This window comes from Bacteroidota bacterium (assembly GCA_018816945.1).
Taxonomy (GTDB): domain Bacteria; phylum Bacteroidota; class Bacteroidia; order Bacteroidales.
The window spans coordinates 1-20,838 of record JAHIVC010000008.1; the positions used below are offsets into that span (position 1 = coordinate 1).

General features: G+C 37.4%; 14 protein-coding genes. 7 read left to right on the forward strand and 7 right to left on the reverse strand.

What is annotated here, in order from left to right:
• The coding region (locus tag KKG99_00965; protein MBU1011548.1) for an alpha-glucosidase at positions 1 to 1,276 on the reverse strand (1,276 nt) is incomplete at its 3' end.
• Between the two features lie 14 nt (positions 1,277 to 1,290).
• Complete coding sequence (locus tag KKG99_00970; protein ID MBU1011549.1) at positions 1,291 to 3,963, reverse strand: glycosyltransferase; 2,673 nt, start codon at positions 3,961 to 3,963, stop codon at positions 1,291 to 1,293.
• 396 nt (positions 3,964 to 4,359) lie between these two features.
• Between KKG99_00970 and KKG99_00975 the strand changes: the two genes are divergently transcribed.
• The 7 genes from KKG99_00975 to dnaJ all read left to right on the forward strand — a co-directional run bounded on the left by KKG99_00975 (position 4,360) and on the right by dnaJ (position 15,268).
• On the forward strand, positions 4,360 to 7,113 hold the full coding sequence (locus tag KKG99_00975; protein MBU1011550.1) for a TonB-dependent receptor: 2,754 nt from the start codon (positions 4,360 to 4,362) through the stop codon (positions 7,111 to 7,113).
• 75 nt (positions 7,114 to 7,188) lie between these two features.
• The gene (locus KKG99_00980) at positions 7,189 to 8,469 is read left to right on the forward strand and encodes a phytase (GenBank protein MBU1011551.1); all 1,281 of its coding nucleotides are present in this window, start codon (positions 7,189 to 7,191) and stop codon (positions 8,467 to 8,469) included.
• A 342-nt stretch (positions 8,470 to 8,811) separates the two neighbouring features.
• Positions 8,812 to 11,136 (forward strand): UvrD-helicase domain-containing protein, encoded by a 2,325-nt coding sequence (locus KKG99_00985; protein ID MBU1011552.1) that lies wholly within the window; start codon positions 8,812 to 8,814, stop codon positions 11,134 to 11,136.
• Positions 11,137 to 11,340: 204 nt separating this feature from the next.
• Positions 11,341 to 12,000, forward strand: a complete 660-nt coding sequence (locus tag KKG99_00990; GenBank protein ID MBU1011553.1) for a DUF4290 domain-containing protein — start codon at positions 11,341 to 11,343, stop codon at positions 11,998 to 12,000.
• Positions 12,001 to 12,015: 15 nt separating this feature from the next.
• Positions 12,016 to 13,323 (forward strand): UDP-N-acetylglucosamine 1-carboxyvinyltransferase, encoded by a 1,308-nt coding sequence (murA, locus tag KKG99_00995; protein ID MBU1011554.1) that lies wholly within the window; start codon positions 12,016 to 12,018, stop codon positions 13,321 to 13,323.
• 143 nt (positions 13,324 to 13,466) lie between these two features.
• Positions 13,467 to 14,075, forward strand: coding sequence for a nucleotide exchange factor GrpE (locus tag KKG99_01000; protein ID MBU1011555.1), 609 nt, complete (start codon positions 13,467 to 13,469; stop codon positions 14,073 to 14,075).
• A gap of 38 nt (positions 14,076 to 14,113) precedes the next feature.
• Positions 14,114 to 15,268: a molecular chaperone DnaJ gene (gene dnaJ, locus KKG99_01005; protein MBU1011556.1), complete on the forward strand. Its 1,155-nt coding sequence runs from the start codon at positions 14,114 to 14,116 to the stop codon at positions 15,266 to 15,268.
• 135 nt (positions 15,269 to 15,403) lie between these two features.
• Here the strand turns inward: dnaJ and KKG99_01010 are convergent, their stop codons facing one another.
• The 5 genes from KKG99_01010 to KKG99_01030 form a co-directional block, all read right to left on the reverse strand.
• On the reverse strand, positions 15,404 to 16,327 hold the full coding sequence (locus KKG99_01010; GenBank protein ID MBU1011557.1) for an MBL fold metallo-hydrolase: 924 nt from the start codon (positions 16,325 to 16,327) through the stop codon (positions 15,404 to 15,406).
• 72 nt (positions 16,328 to 16,399) lie between these two features.
• The gene (locus tag KKG99_01015) at positions 16,400 to 17,110 is read right to left on the reverse strand and encodes a fibrobacter succinogenes major paralogous domain-containing protein (protein ID MBU1011558.1); all 711 of its coding nucleotides are present in this window, start codon (positions 17,108 to 17,110) and stop codon (positions 16,400 to 16,402) included.
• The gene (locus tag KKG99_01020) at positions 17,107 to 18,087 is read right to left on the reverse strand and encodes a hypothetical protein (GenBank protein ID MBU1011559.1); all 981 of its coding nucleotides are present in this window, start codon (positions 18,085 to 18,087) and stop codon (positions 17,107 to 17,109) included. Before KKG99_01020 ends, KKG99_01015 begins: the two co-directional genes overlap by 4 nt.
• A 6-nt stretch (positions 18,088 to 18,093) precedes the next feature.
• Positions 18,094 to 18,678, reverse strand: a complete 585-nt coding sequence (locus KKG99_01025) for an isochorismatase family protein (GenBank protein MBU1011560.1) — start codon at positions 18,676 to 18,678, stop codon at positions 18,094 to 18,096.
• 38 nt (positions 18,679 to 18,716) lie between these two features.
• On the reverse strand, positions 18,717 to 20,828 hold the full coding sequence (locus KKG99_01030) for an MBL fold metallo-hydrolase (protein MBU1011561.1): 2,112 nt from the start codon (positions 20,826 to 20,828) through the stop codon (positions 18,717 to 18,719).
• Between the last annotated feature and the right edge of the window lie 10 nt (positions 20,829 to 20,838).

Below are 20,838 nucleotides of genomic sequence, written 5' to 3' on the forward strand. Positions count from 1 at the left end.
AATCTCGATTAAGAGGCAACCAAGGAGTGCCCTTCGTGAATCCTCCATTTTCTTCATTTGTCCATTGCATCGGTGTTCTGGATTTATCCCTCCCACTAAATAAGGGCCAAAATTTTTTGCCTAAGGGATCGCTAATATGCTTACGCTTTATTTTTTGATTCTGCATACCAATTTCTTCACCATAATAAATAAATGGAGTCCCTCTTAATGTGAGCAGCAAAACTGCTAATATCTTTGCTTTATCGGCTTTATGCATACCCATGCCAAAACGGTTATAACTTCGCAACAAATCGTGGTTGCTTAATACATGGCAGGGCCATGCTTTTTCCGGAATACTACTTTCAACTTCCCTGATATATCTGGCATATCTTTTTGAACTCCAATAGCGAAAAATTAGTGAAAAGTTAAATGCCAAATTCAAGGCATCCTCACCATTGCTTAAATAATCGTTAACAATTTTATTATCACCGGGTGGAGGAGTGTAAATTTCACCAACTAACATACGCTGATCGTACTGATCAAGAATTTGTCGTAATGCCCTTACAATCCTTATTGACTTTGGTCTGTTTCGGTTATACATTTTCCGATTAAAAAACAGATTACTCGGGAATCTTCGGTTATTTCGAAATTTTCGATCCTTTATAATAAAGTTAATCACATCAAGCCGGAATCCATCAACACCCATATCAAGCCAAAATTTAATTTCCTGATAAAATGTATGTTGCAGTTCTTTATTTCGCCAATTAAGATCTGGTTGCTCTTTTAAAAAAGAGTGAAAGTAATACTGTTCCGTTTTCGAATCCCATTCCCATCCGCTTCCACCAAATACAGATTTCCAGTTATTTGGAGCTTTACCCTTTTTCCCATCTTTCCAAATATACCAATCCCTTTTGTCGTTTTCTTTGGATTCACTGGATTCAATAAACCATTTGTGCATGTGTGAAGTATGATTCATAACCATGTCCATTATCACCCTAATGCCCTTTTGGTGAGCATGAAAAAGGAGATTTTTGAAATCTTCCATATCTCCATATGATTTATCAATTGATCGATAATCTTGAATATCGTAACCATAATCATTTAATGGAGATTCATAAATAGGAGAAAGCCAAATTGCACTAACCCCAAGAACTTTCAAATAATCTAATTTCTCAATAATTCCCTTCAAATCTCCAATTCCATCATTATTTGAATCATAGAAACTACGTGGATAAATATGATAAATAACCCCGTGTTTCCACCAAATGAAATCAAAATCTTGTTTAACGCTCATCATTAAATTTGATTGGGTTATAAGTCCATATCCTCAAGGAATTGATCTAAAATAAATTCTTTATTGTAAATCTTGGCCCTTTCAACAGCTGATTTTTTAAACTCATTTGCTAATGAATTATTTGAAAAATAACTATTAATAAATGTTTTCATTTCCTTCTTCCCGGAAGCAAGAAATCCACATTCACCATGTTCAATAATATCCTTTGGGCCTTTTGAATTGTATGCAATTACCGGCAATCCGCAACTTAACGACTCCAACACAACTAAACTGAATGTATCGAATTTTGAGGGCAGGATCAATAAATCAGCGGATGAATAGATATCAGGTAGTTTCTCACCGTCTACCCATCCCAGAAAGACCGCATCAGGAAGCAATTTTTTTAACTTATCTTCCGCGGGGCCGGTTCCGGCAAACACCAATTTTAAATTCGGAAACTCATCATGAATGGAATCATAAATTTCAGCTACATCAAAAACCCCTTTCTCGGCACTAAGTCTACCAGTAAATAACAATACCTTGTCATCCTCCTCAAGATTGAATATTTCCTTTTTATTTGAAGTGCGCGGGTAGAATTTCTCATCGACCCAATGAGCCGTTAAAAACACTTTTTTAAAGTCAATCTCCATTTCTTTACCGATGAGCCATTTTTGGTGATCAGTATTTAATACAAACAGATGGTCAAATCCTGTATAAAAAGCTCTTAACAATCGTCTTATCCGGTCCTGATTATGAATATCCAGGTTTAATGCTTTCTTCGAAAACATGACCCAATCGGTATGCATATAAAAGTATGCAGGGACAGAATATGCATTTTTTAAATACAATGACACCATACCCATAATGCCTTCGGTTGAGCAAATAACGCGATCATATTCGTTTTCTAAAAACAAATGGTGGATCTCATTAAAATTCGGAAAACGGATCGGTTGTTGTTCATAAAATGGTAACGTAAATTCACCAAGGGGCTTAATAACAATTAAATGATCGTCGGACACAATATCGTTACTGCATACCATGATATCAATAGGCAGATCCAATCTTTTTATTTCGCGGAGCATTTCTTGCAACACAATGGACACCCCATTTTTATCATTAAAAGTATCGGTAAGCCATAGCGCACGTTTAGGATGTTGCAGTTTCCCAATTTTATCAGAAAAAGTTTTAAGAAGTGACCTACTATGATACAATACCCTTGCACTCGTAAATTGTGCGCCTAAAATCAATATCGAAGCCAGAAAAGGAAATGGCAAGCCATCAATGAAATCGGCAAGATTAGGATTTGACATTTTTTTGCCACTGAACCAATTTTTCTTGTTATCATTCGATTCCAGAAGCAACCTCATTTCACTTGGGATCTCTAATTTTTCAATAATATCCGTAAGTTCAATATTTTTAAATGAATCATTCGAAAAAGCATTCTCGATTTTTAGCTTTAAGCGATCAAACAGTATTTTGTTCAGTTTGAAGCTAATCATGTCAATGGCACTGCTCATTTGCTCTACCATCTCCTGCCCCTTCAGGTCATGCGATTTCGCAATTTTCTGTGCTTCATCAAAGACGGGTTTATACACTTTCGGGATCATGAATCTTTTCGATTTTGACTGAACTTTCCCCATGAAACTATCATGAAATAATTCGACAAATCGCATGGTAACTTTATGCCTTCGCAATTCGGTAAAAGCATTGGTAACTATAAAAGCCAATATTTTATCCTTAATGGAACCCTTGTGCAGCAATATCCGCATCAATCCAGGATCTTCTTTGTACATGGCTATCTGGCAAATGTAATCTAGAAATGCTATGGTCAATTTTTCCGAATTTTGATGGGTTCCGTAAGGTACCATATCTCCATTCCATATGGCTTCAAGAGCAAGTGCCGAAGCGGGTTCAAATTTCAATCTTTCTGCAAGATTTGGGATATGAAGCCGGGTTCCTGTTTGCCCTGTAAAGATCCCCATGTGACTATCTGAACCCCCAGAAAATGATTTTTTATATGGATTTGTACAATATAAACTTAAGTCAATATCAAACTTTTTCGCATCATTATCAATTTGTTCCCTGGTCAAGCTTTCAAGCCATGTTTTTACCAGCATATTCTGCCAGGTATCTCGCTGACCATTTAGCACTTCAAAGCGTTCAAAAACCAAAGCCATCTTACTGAAAAAATCGAATGGAGGGGTCCCCTTTACACTGTAATGATATAATGGATGTGCCCAAATGGTTGGAATATTATGAGCGTGGGCATACATTAAAAACTGATAGACATTCTTTCGTAGTTTATTAAGTTTTATCTCTTGCTTTTGAGTGAACCCATAAGTTAAAACATGAATGCCAATATCAAAATCGGGAACTGTACAACTAAATTCGGTCCCAACAAGAACATCTATTCCCTTCTCTATCAAATCAAAACAAGATCGGGCATTATTGTGATTTGTAATTGTGATAACATCAGTTTTATTTTTTTTCAGTGTTTTAAGCAACCTTTCTGTAGGGAGCCATGTTTCAGGTACTTTTAATATCCTCCCTAATAATTCATCCGGAACATCACTATTATAGTCGTGACAATGAAGGTCGATTTTCAGTACCTCATCCTCCGGAAATTTTTGCTTTTGCGAATTCAGATATGTTTTTAGTTCGTAAGCCAGTTCATTTTTAAATGATGAAGGTGTCTTATCAATTACATTCATATTTTAAGGTTATAAGATTTGAACACAAAATTAGAATAGTTTAAAGCGTATTAATAATAAGGGGCTTAAGAAAACGAAAATGTATCTGATTTTTAATACCAGCGTAACTTTAAGGTTACCATTTCTTAATAAGGCTTCAAAATATGAATTTTTTTGTAATAAAATCATATTCGCCGTATTCCTTTTAAAAACGAAGATGGACAATTAGACATGACCCTGAATATCATGCCAAATTAGATTAATATTTACTATTAAATCCTTCTGTCCATTTATGCATTTTTTGGTGTAAGCTTAAGAATTTCAATCACTTCATGTAATTATTGTTTTTGTAATTTATCATTAACTGCATCGTAATAATCTAAAAGTAGGTTTGCATCAAAACCTAAACCAATAAATATGATGAGAAATTTTACACTAATTATTATCTCTTTGCTTATTTCAGCAGGAGCTTTTGCACAAAAAGGAATTATAAGAGGAACCGTGTCCGATTCGGAAAAAGAAAGTCTACCCGGGGTTAACATCCTTATCGTTGAAACTAAGGTTGGCACAACTACCAATGTGAACGGGGAATTTGCTATTATTAATCTCAACCCCGGCAATTATACCATAGTTGCCAGTTATATTGGTTTCGAGAGTAAAAAAATTAATGTATCTGTTGAATCAGGCGAAACCAAGGAAATTAAGATCGAATTAGTTGCCGGAATCTTACTAAATGAGGTTGTGATTAATAGCCGTTTAGTTGGTCAATCCAAATCAATCAACACTCAAAAAAACGCGATGAACATCACCAGTATTGTTTCTAATGAGGAATTAAGCCGGTTTCCGGATGCCAACATTGGTGATGCATTAAAAAGAATTCCGGGAATCAACGTTCAATACGATCAGGGCGAAGCACGCTTCGGAAATATCCGTGGATTATCGCCCGAATTAAACTCTATCACGATTAATGGTGAGCGCATTCCTTCGGCCGAAGCTGAAATCCGCTCTGTTCAACTCGATCTTGTCCCTGCCGATATGATCCAAACTGTTGAATACAACAAAGTCGTCATGCCAAATATGGATGCTGATGCCATCGGGGGATCCATAAACCTGATCACAAAATATGCCCCGATCGGTCAGGAAATTTCCGGGAAATTCGGTACCAGCTATAATTTTATCGCCGAGAAACCTTCATTTAAAGGAAACCTAACTTACAGCAAACGGCTTTTTAATAACAAACTGGGAATTGTTTTAAGTGGTTCGGCTTACGATAACCGCTTGGGATCAGATGACACTGAAGCTGAATGGACCAAAACCGACAATAAAATTCATCCTTCAGGTTTTCAGAACCGTCAGTATTTTTTAGAACGATTTCGACAAAGTTATTCTACTTCCATCGACTATAAACTTAATAAAAACCATACCCTTTTTGCCAAAGGGATTTATAACTGGCGAAAAGATTGGGAAAACCGTTACAGGCTTGAGTATAAAGACATCGAAGCTGACGGAGGTCAATATATTAGTGAAGTTAGGCGACAGCTCAAATTTGGGGTAAAAGACAATAAATACGCCCGTCTTGAAGATCAAAGAATGATGAGTTTTTCAATTGGTGGTGAACATTTCTTTCCAAAATTTAAAATGAACTGGATGGGTTCTTATTCTAAAGCAAATGAAGAACGTCCAAACGAAAGATATCTTACTTATAGAAAGAAAAATGTTCCTTTCAATATTGACCTGACGAATCCTGAAAAACCTGAAATCATCCTGTCCGACCCAACCGATGCTGAAATTTCAAACTTCTCTTTTAAAGAATTAACCGAAGAATATCAGTATACCGAAGATATCGACAAAAACTTCAGATTAAATTTTGAAATTCCGATGAGTCAAGGCACTAATGCCAGCAAAGCCGCAATAGGCGGAAACTACCGCGGTAAAGAAAAAATGCGCGATAATTGGCTCAAAGAATTTTCACCCATTGATGAAGATGGCTTTGATGCGCTCATTTTTGCCAATTTGTTTGATGCAACCAGGTCAAATTTTTTAGCAGGTGATTATCGTTTAGGCAAATTTGTGAAAAAAGAAATCAGTGACAAATTCGACCTGAACAATACAGCCATGTTTGAATCGGAGCAACTGATCAGTGAAGAAGCAGGAGATTTCAATGCAAAAGAGAATATTGCTGCCGCTTATGTAATGTTAACCCAGCAATTGGGGCACAAACTGACATTAATTGGAGGTTTACGAGTTGAAGCCACTCATTTGGAGTATCAGGGTAATGTTTATAACGAAAATGACAACACACTTACAAAAACGTCTATAAATAAAGATAATTACACCAACTATTTGCCTGCATTATTAATTAAGTATTCGCCAAACGCCAGCTCGAATTTGCGTTTTGGCTGGACAAACACCTTGGCCCGTCCAAATTATTTTGATTTGGTACCTTATGTTGAAATAGCTGAAGATAATGAAGAAATAAAATTTGGCAACCCTAACCTGGTTCCAACAACCTCGATGAATTTTGATTTGATGTACGAATATTTCTTTAAAAATATTGGATTGGCTTCAACAGGTATTTACTATAAAGATTTATCAGATGTGGTGGCCTATGAAAAAAAATCAGATTACAGCTATCAGGGAAATGTGTATGATAAATATCGCAAGCCAATGAATATTGGTAATGCAGAATTGTTTGGAATCGAATTAGCTTTCAGCCGACGACTTGATTTCCTTCCTTCATTTCTTAGCAAACTAAGTTTATACACCAATTATACCTATACAAAATCAAAAATTAAAAATATCATTTTTGAAGGGCGCCAGGGTGAGGATCTTCCATTGTCGGGATCTCCAAAAAACACATACAACCTCAGCCTTGCTTATGATACAAAAAAACTTGACATCAGGGTTTCGTTTAACCATTCCGATGCATTCCTAAATGTGAACGATGATGGAGGATTTGGCGAAGAGGCTTTTGACGATATTTATTATGATGCCGTAAACTATCTCGATATCAATGCTGATTATGAAATCAATCAGAACTGGTCGATTTATGGCAATGCGACTAACTTATTGAATACCCCCCTGCGTACTTATCAGGGAAATAAAAAATATACTTATCAAGCAGAATATTATGGCATTAAACTGAACATAGGCGTGAAGTTTAAGTTGTAGTTCGTTTCGTAGTAAGAGGAGGGTGTATTCGGGTTGATATCACTCTCCTCTTTTTTATCTTTAACTTTATAAACAATGAAACACCCATGCTTTGTTGAACACAAACACTATAATAATAAAATCAAGAACCTGGGTGTTCCCTGTCCGAATATTTTCGTTCAGGCGGGCATCATACCATTAAAAAACAATTTTACAATGATGAAAAACGAAATAAAATTCAAGGCAGTAATCATCCTGATAGGCACTTTAATATTATTCATTGCATGCCAAAATCAAATAGGTAATAACAACGAAGTTGTTGATAAAAAAAATACCGAGGCCCGAGAAGATTCAATTAAAATGGCAGAAGCGATTGCCATTCAAACTCAAATTGGCAATCCGGTACAAGCCATCATGGAAACTGACGCTGTTTACTCGGCAGTTGGAGAAGACGCGGCTGACGATCCTGCAATTTGGGTTAACCAAATAAATCCTGAAAAAAGTTTAATTATCGGAACCGATAAAAAAGCAGGTCTTTATGTTTTTAATTTAGAAGGAAAAGTTACGCAATTTCTGAGAGCCGGTGAGCTTAACAACGTCGACTTAAGGGATGGTTTTGTTCATATGGGAAAAACACAAGTACTCATCTCGGCAAGCAATAGATCGATAAATTCAATTTCAATTTTTCTGCTTAATCCTGAAACAGGATTGATTTCAAATAGTTTTCTGGATATTAAATCAAAGGTTGATGAAGTTTATGGATTGTGCATGTACAAAGATCCTACCAACAGATTCTACGTCTTCGTAAATGGAAAAAACGGGATCATTGAACAATATGAAATTATTTCTGAAAACAATTCAATCATATCTGAATATTGCAGGGGATTAAAAGTAAACAGCCAACCCGAAGGCATGGTAGCCAACGACCTTACTGCTGATTTATATATCGGGGTTGAACAAGAAGGCATCTTCAGGGCAGGTGCCAATCGCGATGCAAATGATCAATTAGAATTATTGCCTTTGAGTTCGGGTAACAACAACCAAAACATTACCTATGATATTGAAGGGCTGGCAATCTATCAAACGAGCGATGAATCATACTTGATCGCTTCTATTCAGGGAAATTTTTCTTATGCTATTTATGACATTAAAAATACAGATAGCATCAAGTACCTGACCAGTTTTACCATAAAAGAAGGGCTATTTGACGGGGTTGAAGAAACCGATGGCATTGAGGTGACAAGCTTCCCGATTAATAGTGATTATCCAAAAGGAATGCTGGTAGTTCAGGACGGATTTAACTTTGATGGAAAAACCGCGGTGAGCCAGAATTTCAAATATATTTCATGGGCCGATATTGAAAAGTATTTAAAATAAAATGAATAAGATATAAGACGTTAAACAAAAGAAAAAAAATCGCCTCTTTTCTTTTAACCGCAAAGCTCACCAAAAGAAAAGAAAAAACCCTTAGTGAATTCATCACTCACTTAGGGTTTTATTGTTTTATATTCTTCAAGCGAAAGAATGTTGAAATCTCGTTTTAATTGACAATCAGACCTCTCGCCTCGTTTCGACGATGCTCAACGGACGGCTCAATGTGATAAGTTTTAGAATATGTTGGCTTTTTGACAGCCTCATTCCTATCCCTAATTCACAAATTTACCAATTCACCAATATACCAATTCACTAATTGGCTAATTTGAAACATTTGCCTTACTTTTGCATTCCAAAAAATTCCATTTGAAAGATATTTTAGAAGAACTGAACGATGTACAGCGGGAGGCCGTGGAGGCCACGGAGGGAGCAGTGATGGTAATTGCCGGGGCCGGTTCGGGTAAAACACGTGTACTTACTTATAAAGTGGCCCATCTGTTAAATAAAGGTGTCGATCCGTTTAACGTGCTTGCCCTTACTTTTACCAATAAAGCTGCCCGCGAAATGAAGGAGCGTATCCTTAAACTCGTCGGGAGCAAGGAAGCCATGAATGTTTGGATGGGTACTTTTCACTCCATTTTTGCGCGTATTTTAAGAATAGAGGGCCATCGTTTGGGTTATCCTTCAAATTTTACCATTTACGATACGGATGATACCAAAAGACTGATCAAAGCAATTATCAAGGAACAAAACCTCGATGATAAAGCCTATCCTCCAAATTATGTTTTGGGCCGGATTTCAGGAGCCAAAACCAATTTGATTTCACCTGTTGATTATAATCAGAATTTTGAGATTAAGAATGCGGATAAATCGGCGGGCAAACCAATGATCGGCGACATTTATACCATCTATAATGCCCGTCTGAAAAGGGCAGATGCCATGGATTTCGACGATCTGCTTTTCAACACCAATGTTTTGTTTCGCGATTTTGAGGATGCTTTATACAAGTATCAGCAAAAGTTTAAATACATCCTGGTTGATGAGTACCAGGATACCAACTATTCGCAATACCTGATCATTAAAAAACTGGCTGCCAACAACGAAAATATTTGTGTGGTGGGCGATGATGCCCAAAGTATTTATGCGTTCAGGGGAGCAAATATTCAAAACATTTTAAATTTTAAAACAGATTATCCCGATCTTAAAGTTTTTAAGCTTGAACAAAACTACCGTTCCACCAAAATCATTGTAAAAGCAGCGAATAGCGTGATTGCATCTAACAAGGATCAGATCGAAAAAAAGGTTTGGACGGAAAACGATGAAGGCAAACAAATCAAATTGTTAAGGGCGTCGACCGATAGTGAAGAAGGCATTTTAGTTGCCAATGCAATTTTCGAAAGCAAAATGAACTTCCAGCTTCCGAACGAAGCCTTCGCGATTTTGTACCGCACCAATGCACAATCACGGGTAATGGAAGAAGCACTCAGGAAATCAAACATCCCCTATCGGATTTTCGGCGGTCTCTCATTTTATAAACGAAAAGAAATAAAAGATTTACTCGCTTATTTCCGTTTGGTGCTAAATCCGAACGACGAGGAAGCACTTGTCCGGATCATCAATTATCCGGCCAGGGGAATTGGAAATACCACGCTCGAAAAAATTACGGTCGCGTCAGGTGAATCAGGGAAAAGTTTGTGGAACATTGTTGAAAATGCCGCGGCTTACAACTTGTCTTTAAATTCAGGAACGCTAAGTAAATTGAATGATTTTGCGACCATGATCAAGAGTTTTGCGTTGCAACTTCGCACAAAGGATGCTTACGATCTTGCCAAATTGATTGCAAATTCATCCGGTATTTTTAAAGATTTGTTTCAGGATAAAAGTCCTGAAGGCGTAAGCCGTTATGAGAATATCGAAGAGCTTTTGAACGCCATCAAAGAGTTTACCGAAACAGAACTGACCGAAGAGCAAATCGAAGAGCGTGAAGGGAACATGACCCGAGGTTTGGACGAGTTTATGCAGGATGTAGCATTGCTTACCGATGCCGACACCAAGGATAAAGATGGCACCGATTATGTTTCGCTCATGACGATTCATGCAGCCAAAGGACTTGAGTTCCCTTATATTTTCATCGTTGGTTTGGAAGAAAATCTTTTCCCGTCAATCCAATCATTAAATACCAGAGCCGATCTGGAAGAAGAGCGTCGGCTTTTTTATGTTGCATTAACCCGTGCCGAGAAACAACTCTACCTCTCTTACTCGGAAAGCCGTTATAAATGGGGCAATTTAAGCATGTGCGAACCCAGTCGTTTTATTGAAGAAATTCCGGTCGAATTTATTGACTTGCCAAAACGAGCCACCATATTTGGAGCAAAAATCGGATTTGACGATGATATCCGGAAAAAGCAGGCGACTCAAACGCTAACAGGATCACAACAGAAGAATTTCAAGAAGATCAGCAGTATTTCAGCTACCTCATCCGAACAGCCCTTTGACCCATCGGTAATGGAGAAATTACAGGCAGGAATGGAAGTAGAGCATGCCAAATTTGGGAAGGGAAAAGTGATAGCCGTTGAAGGCGATGCCTCGAATAAAAAAGCGACCGTATTTTTTGCCGGAGTTGGACAAAAACAATTATTGCTCAAATTTGCAAAGCTGAAAATTCTCTGATTTCTAAAATAAGTCATACATTTGAAGCTACGTAAAGGATTTTAGATCAGCAATAAAATTTACAAAATATAAAATATTTCAAAATATTGTTTATCTTTGCATCAACTATTACCTGTGTGCACAACCAGAAACCCCAAATTATTAATATTGCCTTTATAAAAATTGAAATATCAATAAGCCTAATCGACTTTATAACTTAACATCATGATAGACTACAACACTACAAGAAACAAACTGGTTATTTCGGAATACGGAAGAAATACTCAGAAAATGATTGAATATATAGTAACAATTGAAGATCGCGAACAAAGAACGAATGCGTGCAATGTTATTATAAATGTAATGGCTCAGATGAATGCGCATGTAAAGGAAACGGTTGATTTTGAACAAAAATTATGGGATCATCTTCACATTATTTCAGGTTTCAGCTTAGATGTAGATTCACCTTATCCTGTACCTTCGAAGCAAGAAATTGAAGCCAGACCTGAAAGAATTCCTTATCAGGAAAACAATATAAAGTACAAACATTACGGGAAAAACACGGAAAATATTATTGAGAAAGCAATAGAACTTGAAGATGGCCCCGAAAAAGAAGCATTTATTCAAACCATTGCCAATCATTTAAAAAAATCATATTTAAACTGGAACCGTGATTCTGTAAATGATGAACTAATTATTCAGCATTTAGAAGTGCTGTCGGGTGGTAAATTAAAACTGCCCGAAAATTTCCGGCTCATAAGTACGGGTGATGTAGTTCCCCGTCCGGTTTCAAAAAAGAAAAAATTTGTTGGTCGCCGACCGGCAAAAGAATCATACTCAAACGGAGGTGGATTCAAACCAAAACACCGAACAAATCCAACCTAAAAACCCCTGCAAACTTTGAGCTCATTTGAAATCATAGGAGGTCAGAAATTACATGGGGAAATTACCCCGCAAGGCGCAAAAAATGAAGCCCTACAAATTATTTGCGCCACCCTGCTCACTCCTGAAAAAATCACGGTACATAATGTTCCCGACATCCGCGATGTAAATAAGCTGATTGAATTATTGGCATACATTGGTGTAGAAATTACCCGCCTTGCTGAAGGATCTTATTCATTTCAGGCTAAAAATATCGATCTTGAACTTTTAAAAACCGAAGAATACAAAATCAAAGCCGCCAGTTTACGTGGCTCGATCATGATCCTTGGTCCTTTGGTTGCGCGTTTTGGCAAAGCTTATATCCCGCAACCGGGAGGCGACAAAATAGGTCGTCGCCGACTTGATACCCATTTCTTCGGTTTACAAGCACTCGGTGCAAAATTTTCGTACGAGCCTAAAGAAAATTTTTACCGAATTGAAGCTGAAAGACTTCTGGGTACTTATATGTTATTAGACGAAGCTTCGGTTACAGGAACTGCAAATATTCTGATGGCAGCAACGCTGGCCCATGGTCAAACCACCATTTTTAATGCTGCTTGCGAACCCTACATTCTGCAACTAACAAAGATGCTCGTTAGAATGGGTGCTAAAATCAGTGGTGTCGGCTCCAATTTATTGGTAATTGATGGCGTTGAAAATTTGGGTGCATGCGAGCACCGCATGATGGCAGATATGATCGAGGTAGGAAGTTTCATTGGGCTTGCAGCCATGACGCAGTCGGAACTTACAATTAAAGATATTGACTACGAAGCCTTAGGTCTCATTCCTGAGATGTTCAGAAGAATGGGCATCAGAATTGAAAAAAGAGGGAATGATATTTATATCCCCGAACACAAAGAATACGAAATTGAAACTTTCATTGACGGGTCAATTATGACCATCGCTGATGCACCGTGGCCGGGGTTTACTCCCGATTTGATCAGTATCATGCTCGTGATTGCAATCCAGGCGAAAGGAAGTGTACTCATCCATCAAAAGATGTTTGAGAGCAGGTTGTTTTTTGTTGATAAACTCATTGACATGGGCGCACGGATCATTTTATGCGATCCACACCGCGCCACAGTAATTGGATTGAACCGTGAACATGCACTTCGGGGCATCTCCATGACCTCCCCTGATATCAGGGCCGGTGTTGCGCTTCTCATTGCAGCATTATCGGCTGAAGGAAAAAGTGAAATTCATAACATCGAACAAATTGATCGTGGTTATCAAAATATTGATCTCCGATTACAGAAACTGGGTGCTAAAATTCAACGTATTGATTAATCCCATGCAATTTTTGCCACAATTTCATAATCTGTTTTATCGATTCAAAATTTTATGACAATTTGTCCTAGTAACAGGCTTGGCAAATAAATTGCTATGCTTAAACACTAAACTATTCATTCAATATTCAATTATACATAGTAATGGTAACAGAATCAAATAATAATCGGGAAGATATTAATATAGAAAAGAAAGCTGAAGAAACTCAGGAAGAAGGCACGTTGCATGATGTTGATGGTGAAATTGAAGATTCGGCAGAGAAACACAAGAAAAAAAAATCCCGCAAAGAAAGAAAAGAGTCGGAAGAACTCGAAGAATTGAAGATTAAAAATGCTGAGTTGAACGATAAGTTTTTACGCTTGTTTTCAGAGTTTGACAATTTCCGTAAACGAACACTCAGGGAAAGAATTGAGTTAACAAAAACTGCTTCTACGGAAATTATCATCGCATTATTACCCGTGATGGATGATTTTGATCGTGCCTTTAAGGCCCTTGAGGATACCGATAACAAGGACAATTTTAAAGAAGGTATAATCTTGATTCACAATAAATTTAAAACTGCTTTAACAGCAAAAGGCTTACAGGTTATGAAATCAATAGGTGAAACTTTTGATACCGATTTCCATGAAGCAATTACAGAAATACCCGCCCCTGACAAGAGCATGAAGGGCAAAATTATTGATGAAGTTGAGAAAGGCTATTTGCTCGGCGACAAAGTAATCAGATACGCTAAAGTAGTAGTGGGTAGCTAATTTAAACTATTTTTACACCGCTTGTAATTCAAATTTGGATGTCGAAAAGAGATTATTACGAAATATTAGAAGTTTCAAAAGATGCTACTGAAGCTGAAATCAAAAAGGCTTACCGGCAGCAAGCTATAAAATACCATCCTGATAAAAATCAGGATGATCCTAAGGCCGAAGATAAATTCAAAGAAGCGGCAGAAGCTTACGAAGTATTAAGTAATCCGGATAAAAAAAGCAGATACGACCGATATGGACATGCCGGAGTAGGTGGCGCAGCCGGTAATGGTTATGGCGGTGGCATGAGCATGGATGATATCTTTAGCAATTTCGGGGATATTTTTGGATCGGCTTTTGGAGGTGGATTTAGTGGATTTGGCGGCAATACCCGAAGAAGAAGAGTAAATAAAGGATCCAACCTTCGGGTAAAAGTAAAACTCACACTTGAAGAAATCGCCAATGGCATTGAAAAAACCATCAAGGTTAACAAATATGTAAAATGTAATACTTGCTCAGGTTCAGGAGCAGAAGGTGGTGCATCACATTCTACATGTACAACTTGTGGAGGCAGTGGTCAGGTAACCCGGATTACAAATACATTTCTGGGACAAATGCAAACCTCCTCTACCTGTCCTCATTGCGGTGGCGAAGGTCAGGTTATAAAAAACATTTGTCATACCTGCGCCGGAAATGGCATTGTAAAAGGTGATGATGTCATTAAAATTAATATTCCTGCAGGTGTTACCGAAGGCATGCAACTGTCGGTTAGTGGAAAAGGAAATGCCGGTGCCCGAAATGGGGTTCCCGGCGACATGATTATTTTAATTGAAGAAATCATACATCCTGAATTAATCAGGGACGGATCGAACATCATTTACGATAAATACATTAGTATTTCTGAAGCTGCACTAGGCACAAGCGTTGAAATTCCAACCATTAGCGGTAAAGCCAGAATAAAAATCACACCCGGCACCCAATCGGGAAGCATACTCCGATTAAAAGGAAAAGGCCTTCCAAATGTAAATTCATACGGAAAGGGAGACATGCTGATCAACATCAGTGTTTGGACACCCAAAGATTTGAGCAAAGAAGAAAAGAAGATCCTTGAATCTTTGTCAAATTCAGAAAACTTTATCCCAAAGCCAAGCAGTAAAGACAAAAGTTTCTTTATTCGAATGAAGGAATATTTTGAGGGATACTAAGTCGCTGATACAATTATGCCCTCAAGACTTTAGTATTACTGCTCTGGAAAGCACTTCCTAAAAAGTGTGTAAGTGTATATAGCAATGATAATAACTATTTGAAATTGAATTAATTCTTGATCTTGTTTTCAGTGTTCATTTTGTTACGAGTTCTAACTTTTTCAGAATGATTGATTTATTGAATGCTTCCAAATCCTTTTTGTCCATGATTTGCCCATGACCACCAATAATGATATCAATCTCATCATCTCGATTTTTGATCCAATCCATCACATAAACCCATCGTTGTGCGTCTTTTTCACTTACTTCATAAACAGATGGCCTTCCTCCCGGAAAAAAAAGATCGCCACTCATCAGTATTTTTGCTTCCGGGATATGGATAAAAATGTCACTATTTGAATGTGCTTTCCCGAAATAAATTAAATTGAAAGTAGCATCGCCCATAAAAATACTCAGGCTGTCAGTAAAAGTAACATTGGGATTTGTGATTACCTGACCGTCTAATAAATCATTATAGGCACTCTGATACCTTACTTTTTGACAGAAAACACTTTTCCATTCATCCGATCCGGGCTCACAGTTCTTAAGTTCAGAATCGTATTCTTCAACGATTTTAAGAAGACGGGGTTTGATTTTCTCAGGATCTTTCCACTGATTCGAAATTTCCGACAAACAGTTTTCATGGCCCACTATAATGGCATTGGAAAAAACCTGATTGCCCCCTATGTGATCGGGATGCGAATGAGTATTGATTAAATAGGCAAAATCATTTCTGTCAAACTCCCTTTCTATGACTTTCTTATATTTCTCTGTTAAGGAATTTGAAATTCCGGCATCCACCACAACGATTCCTTTTTGAGTAGCTATTGCCGTTATGGCATCGTATCCCATTGTTATAATCAAAACATTTTCACTTATTTTATGAACTTTGATAAAATCCTCTATTTCGCTAACCATTGAATCATTCTGATCTGCATCCCTGAAAGACAAAACCAAAAAGAACGAAATAGAGAAGAGTGTTAAAATGATTGACCTATAAGTGAGATTTCTTATTTTCATTTTACTTATGTTTATAATTATTCTTTGGGTCTTATTCTTTCATCTATTTTTAAGGTTGAAAAAAAACTTTAATTATCTATCCCTGATACAACGGACAGAAAAACCAAAGGTTTTGTCATGGGTATAGCGCATCATTTGATCAAATGCGTAGATCAAGCTCCGATAAATGGCTTTACCATCATTTATTGTATCTTCATCACTGGTCCACCAAAAGCCATTAAATCCCATGATAAAAAAACGTCCGTCTCCACTAAGGCGCTCCCCGCCAGGAAGTGCCTTAAACCCAAAACGATCCAGTCCATTTACGTCCCTGTCCCATCCCGAACTAGCTTTTACAGCAAGTGCAACATCGAATCCCCGCAGCCCCGTTTTATTCCAAATTTCATCACCAATTGCATATTCATTATCGACATAACCTTCCAGGTATTTCCATTCTTCATCTGAGGGTACCCGCCAGCCATCAGGACACAATTTGGCTGTGTTTACAGCATACCAATTATAAAGTGCTCCGTATATCGCCACATTATATTCATCATTATTGTACCAACAGTAGGCTCCGCTGTTTAATTTAGTCCAGTTAATGTTTCCAGTAATATTGGGTATTTTGATTCCGTTATTATAAGTAGTGGTTTTCAGGTCTTCGGCCATCCATTCGTACTTTCCAATAGTAATAGTATGATAAACATTGCCATCAATGTCTGTAACAATGTTTTTTCCAGGTTTCTGAGCCTTAAGTGAAAACACGCTTAAGAAAAGATAAAAAAGTATATAAAATTTACTCATTCCAATTGTTCAATTATTTTAGGCGATACCCAATATATTGTTCCGTCACCATTTTCAGGTGAATTTAGTAAACTTAATATTTCAATAAAATTTTTATTTTTTAGAGATATTTCAATTGGTCTGAAACTCACAAAGAAAAGTTGTTTCTGATCTGGGGACAATGTTGGAATGGCATCTCCATAAAGAGAATTAATCTTTTCTCCCGCATTTATAGCATCTATCCAATTTCCAGATGAGTCTTTTGTAGAGTAATAAATATCCATACTTCCAAAACTTTTAGGTCGATCGGACGAAAACCAAAGAACCGATTCATCTGGAGAAACCCAGGGACCAATTTCAGGATATATTGAATTTATTGCTTCACTTAGCTTTTCAGGTTGGGTATAATTTCCATAAATCAAGAGAGACAGGTATATATCTATACCCGCTTCATCGTGATCTTGAAAGTATAAATTGCCATTTGCAGATATTGAGGGATTGTATTCATTTGTTTCATCATTTACAGGAAATGGCAATGGTTCAGGAGTACTCCATCCATTGGCGTTTTTATATACCTTCCAGATGTTGAAGTCACCAACTTCAGCTGTATCGCCTGGTAAAGGACGATTAGAGCAGAAGAGCAGATATTTCCCGTCGGGCGTTGGAGATGGTGCAAAATCAGAATAATATCCCGAAAAAGTTGCTACTTCTGGCTTCGACCATTGCATGTTATCTCTTTTCCTTGATATAATTATGTGTTGTTTTCGGTATTTGTCAGCAACAACATAAAATAGCTCCGAGTAGTCGGGCATAAATGTAAGGTGGTGCTCATGGTTTCCGAAAGAGATTATTCCGGGGGCGAAAACCTCAGGAAGAGTATCATTAGGTTTTTGTCCAAAATAGAAATCAATTTCATTTGGATTATTACCGTGTGGAGTGCAGCTTAATAGCATAAAGACTAATGCGGCACATTCTAATTTATAAAACTTAAAAAACATAACTAATTAATTTACAGGTATATTTGATAATATTAATCGCATTGTTTCAAAGCTTACAGAATTGCAAATATCATTAATAACATTAGTGTAGTGTGGATCGTGGCTCATTATGCCATCTCTTATAAGGAAGGTGTTATAACCTCTGTCCACACCCCCAAAGTAAGTTGCAAGAACGCAGGCAGTGGCACTTAATCCACAGAGATAAATGGTATTGCAGTTAATCTCTTTCAGTATTTTATCCAGATCGGTTTTGGTGAATGCACTTGGATAATGCTTGTGAACCATTATATCCGAATCCTTTATTATTACCGAACTTGGATACTTAAACCCTTCTGAGCTTTCTGCTGGACTCCAGTTCAAATCACTGTGATAAACCCGGATAATGGGCAGGTTATGTTGCCGAAAGGTCCAGATCGATCCGTTGATTACCTGGAAAGCATACTTTTTCTCCTGCTCCGACATCTTGGGAATATACTCATTCTGAATATCAATAATTATCAGGGCAGGTTTCATTTTATTGGCAGGGCCCGAATTCTGGGCATTAACAAAGTATGATAAACCTACTAGAACTAGTAAAATTATTTTCTTCATATTGCAATGTTTAAAGCTTTTTCTGAAGTGAAATTAAATTATTCTTGTTTACAAATCCCAATGGCATAATCCAGCCAAATTCGTTCAATATAGTTATAGGTGGAAGCCCTCAGTGATTCAAGTGCTTGTAATCTGATTTCATTTGCAGGTAAATTCAAAGGTTCTTTAGATAATATAATCTCAGTTATATGCAGCACTTTAACATATTCTTTATCTTCCAATAGTTGTTTTGCCCTATTTACAAGTGGTTCAATTCCTGCTAATTCAATTAAATCGGGAAAAATGCTTGCTACTGGTTTTGTGTACATCGTAGCTGGATTCTCATCAAACCAGCCAACATACTCCTGGTAAATACCACGTATAGTCCATTCAACCTTCCCGGAAAAAGGTGCAAATCCATATTCCTGTGGCACATTAATGGTTTGCATCAAGGTGTATACATCTTGACCCTCATTAATTCCCTTTACGGTCTCACTATAAACATATTTTAATCCATCTCGGAAATTTCCAACAGTACTTTTGATTGCCTCATTAGTTTCAATTGATATACCGTGTCCCATCAGAAATAGTTCGGGTTGAAATGAAAGTGCTGTATCAAGAGCATGAAGATATCCTTTAATGGGCCGTATCATTGTTCCTCGGAATGTGGAGTTGTTTATAAAGTATTCGTAGTAGTTGTCACCGACCAATACAGCAGATAGTTCAGGTATCCAAATTGTTGTATGATCGGGTGTTTCGCCCGGAGTATGGATCATATTGAAATGTATTCCACCAAGTTCGTAAGTATAACTGTCAGCAAAAAAGATGGTTGGTTCGTTTCTCGAATCGGGTTTGATTACAATTTCGGTTGGTATGGGTTTACGCGACCAGATAGCATTTCTTCTGGCAAAAAATGGTGCAAATTCCGTTTGATATTCGAAGTACTTTGTGTACTCACGTTGGGCAATTACAGGAATATCTTTTCCATCCCTCCAAACTGCTATATCATCGGAATGATCCTGATGAGCGTGAGTAAGCAAAATTGCTTTTAAGGGATTCTTTTCTAAAACCTTTTTGTAGAATTCGGGTGCTATAGATGCTCCGGCTGGATCGATAAGTACGCTACCCTCACTGGTTGCGATAAGATATGAGTTGCTAGAACCCTCAATTCTGTATAGATTTTCAGTTAGCTGTAAATAGTCAAGATATGTATCAAACAGCCAACTTTTTAGAGGTTCATTAATGCTTATTTTATTCATCCATGTTGGAATTCGGCTCCAGGCATAATCGAAGATTACAACACTTAACTCGTTTAAGGATGATACCTTTTTGCTATCAGGCAATTGATCGTGCTGATTAAACGGGTAACTGCTGGTAATTGGTATTGGTTTTATTTTATTGCTTTTAATCCGTGATGCAACGACCCCGCTTAGCACAGCCTGATGTAGGAACAATCGCCGCTGAAATGTTGTACAGGTATTTTTCTGATAGTTTTCGTCTTTTAGAAGCGTTGACAGTTGGGCAGCCCAATCCTTACACAATCCCAATTTTGGATTAACCGAGTAAACCTCGCAGTTATAGTAGGGCTGGATTTTAACACCATCCACAGCCGTTTCGATAGTCTGGATAGTTTTGTAGTTCAGCTTATTTGCTTTGTAAATTGGAGTCCAGTAATCGTTTGGTTCAACATCTGGTGCTAGGCCAATATTATTAACCAATGAAACTGGCCGCACAGCCACATCAAATTCTCCATTCAAATCAAAGGATTCCAGTGAACTCAGAACTATTACTCCCGGATCAAGCCATATCAGCGACCGGACTTCTTTTCTCACTAATTGTTCAACCTGTGAAGCAGCAAAAGCCTTAATAGCCAGGGGATAATCTAAAATCGATTTTTCAATATCAAGTTTTAGCAATTCAACATTGCTTCCTTTTAGAGAGTTATCGTTAATCCTGTCAAAATCAGTTAGCAGCACGTAAATCTTACAGTTTTTATACTCGCCCGCATTATCGCGTATGCTCTTAATCATTGCCTTTACTGACCGTTCCTGCTCACGATCTGAAACGTAGGTCATTATAGCTACTTTATCAGAGGTGTTATCTGCAAGGATTTTGCTGATGCTCAATAGGGTGAACAAAATTACAGAGATAGCAGAAATTAAATTTTTCATTTTTGTTTTT

Excerpts from the sequence above, each read along its gene's own strand:
- KKG99_00970 (MBU1011549.1), bottom strand. The coding sequence starts at position 3,963 with ATGAATGTAATTGATAAGACACCTTCATCATTTAAAAATGAACTGGCT.
- KKG99_00975 (MBU1011550.1), top strand. The coding sequence starts at position 4,360 with ATGATGAGAAATTTTACACTAATTATTATCTCTTTGCTTATTTCAGCA.
- KKG99_00980 (MBU1011551.1), top strand. The coding sequence starts at position 7,189 with ATGAAACACCCATGCTTTGTTGAACACAAACACTATAATAATAAAATC.
- KKG99_00990 (MBU1011553.1), top strand. The coding sequence starts at position 11,341 with ATGATAGACTACAACACTACAAGAAACAAACTGGTTATTTCGGAATAC.
- KKG99_01000 (MBU1011555.1), top strand. The coding sequence starts at position 13,467 with ATGGTAACAGAATCAAATAATAATCGGGAAGATATTAATATAGAAAAG.
- dnaJ (MBU1011556.1), top strand. The coding sequence starts at position 14,114 with ATGTCGAAAAGAGATTATTACGAAATATTAGAAGTTTCAAAAGATGCT.
- KKG99_01010 (MBU1011557.1), bottom strand. The coding sequence starts at position 16,327 with ATGAAAATAAGAAATCTCACTTATAGGTCAATCATTTTAACACTCTTC.
- KKG99_01015 (MBU1011558.1), bottom strand. The coding sequence starts at position 17,110 with ATGAGTAAATTTTATATACTTTTTTATCTTTTCTTAAGCGTGTTTTCA.
- KKG99_01020 (MBU1011559.1), bottom strand. The coding sequence starts at position 18,087 with ATGTTTTTTAAGTTTTATAAATTAGAATGTGCCGCATTAGTCTTTATG.
- KKG99_01025 (MBU1011560.1), bottom strand. The coding sequence starts at position 18,678 with ATGAAGAAAATAATTTTACTAGTTCTAGTAGGTTTATCATACTTTGTT.
- KKG99_01030 (MBU1011561.1), bottom strand. The coding sequence starts at position 20,828 with ATGAAAAATTTAATTTCTGCTATCTCTGTAATTTTGTTCACCCTATTG.